Genomic DNA, 1,755 nt, shown 5'->3' on the forward strand with positions numbered 1-1,755 from the left:
GTACAAAGTTCGTCCCTTACAGTAGTACAAAGTTCGTCCCTTACAGTAAGGAATTTGCACAAAAGCAGGTTCAGAAGGTTCAAGCTACAATAACAGACATCGCGAGATCAGGAAAAACCACGTTAAAAAATATAGGTGACGAACTAGGTAAAAAAGAAATACCTAAACGAATAAGTATGGAACAGGTTTCCCTCGCAGGAGGACCAAACCTTCCCCAAGTTATGATGGAAAAGCAGACAATTAAGGAAGCCTATCAGAAATTTACGGTGAAAGATAGCAAAGTAGAGGGTGTTTCAGGGGAGAGTATTTCTAAGGGTACGGATAAAGTTAGGGCTGAAGTAAGTGAAGTTAAAACATTAGTGGACAACAGACTACAGTTTACAAACGGAAGAAAAAATAGGTTAAAGCCTGATATTAGATATAAAACAGGAGAGTATGAGTACTTTTATGAAACAGATAATGTAGGTAGGATTGTAAAATTTGAAACAGAGAATTTACAATTAACAACGAGAATAGATAGATTGTCACACAGCAAAAACACACCTGGTAAAGTAAAAGGTAAAGACCATGCAGGGCATTTGGCAGGTGATAGGTTTGGAGGATCACCTAAAATTGACAATTTGGTATCGCAATTATCTGTTGTTAATTTGAAGCAATATAAGAAAATTGAAGAGGAATGGGCTGTAGCTTTAAAAGAAACACCTCCCAAAAAAGTAACAGTTAATGTTGATATAATCTACTCTGGGAGTGATATGCGTCCTGAAAAATTTAAAGTAATATATACTATTGATGGTAAAAGGAGCTCTAGAGTTCTTGAAAATTAATCTAAGGAGTGAAAAGTAGAATGAAAGAATTTGAAGATAAGTTTAGTGAATTGCAAGCAGATATGATATCCATATGTATGGAATATGTTGAAGATAGAGCAGATAAAGTGTATGTTTATGCTTCACGTGAAGAAGGAGTTACTGCGAGCGATTTTTTTTATATGATTAACGATAAGTATGTAGAGCCTCATAAATTGAATGATGCATTGGAGAATGAGGAAGAAAGCTATGATGTATCTGCAGAACGAAATTTTATGGTATTAGATATCTTAAATGAAGGTATGGGAAAAATCAAAGCATTGTGCAAAGAATATAAAAGAGATATGCCCACTGAGATGAAATTAATATATGATGTAAAGAGTGGGAACTTCAAAGCTGAATACAAGTATGATTTAGTTTATACGCATGATGAGATTAAAACGGCCACTCATATTTTTAATGAGTGGTTTGATGAGATAAAAAATAATAACCTTTAAATTGTTTACACTCGAAGATACGCTCTAATTTGAATTCATGACTCATTAAGGTTGTACCTTCAAGGTGTGTCAATGTAATTTTAATATTAGGTAGTAAGAACGAAAATAGGGCGGGATAACATTTTAATTGATAGGACCCCTCATAGATGTCATACTGTCAACATTAAAACATGAAACTTAATGATTTATTTAGAAAATGAACCTAAAGCGCTTGATTGTCTACTAAAGGCAACGAGTGCTTTTTAGCGTTAAAAATTAAAAGAGCACTATAATTTTTAATACCCCCAAGTGTTAAATTGTTATTATCTGTAACGAGGAAGCGGCCACAGGCAAAGACATGTTCGGCAACCAGCTAACCGAGGAACAGCGCCAGAACGGCCTGTTGATGGCACTCGGAATCGGTGGTGTGGCTGGAGCGGCGAAGGTCGCCGATAAAGTAGCAAGCGGTACAAAGT

The 1,755-nt window shown here is 35.6% G+C and carries 2 protein-coding genes; both read left to right on the forward strand.

Translation table 11 applies throughout. The features are described 5' to 3' along the window. Nucleotides 1-824 (forward strand): DNA/RNA non-specific endonuclease (locus AC1DVK_RS26820; protein ID WP_477627818.1); only part of this gene is annotated, 824 nt, incomplete at its 5' end. A 20-nt stretch (nt 825-844) separates the two neighbouring features. Continuing rightward, nucleotides 845-1,300, forward strand: coding sequence for a DUF600 domain-containing protein (locus tag AC1DVK_RS26825; protein WP_477627819.1), 456 nt, complete (start codon nt 845-847; stop codon nt 1,298-1,300). Nucleotides 1,301-1,755: the final 455 nt, after the last annotated feature.

Source organism: Peribacillus sp. P4_B1 (genome assembly GCF_056402395.1).

What these genes read in the sequence shown, in the direction of transcription:
- AC1DVK_RS26825 (WP_477627819.1), top strand. Translation starts at nt 845, where the DNA reads ATGAAAGAATTTGAAGATAAGTTTAGTGAATTGCAAGCAGATATGATA.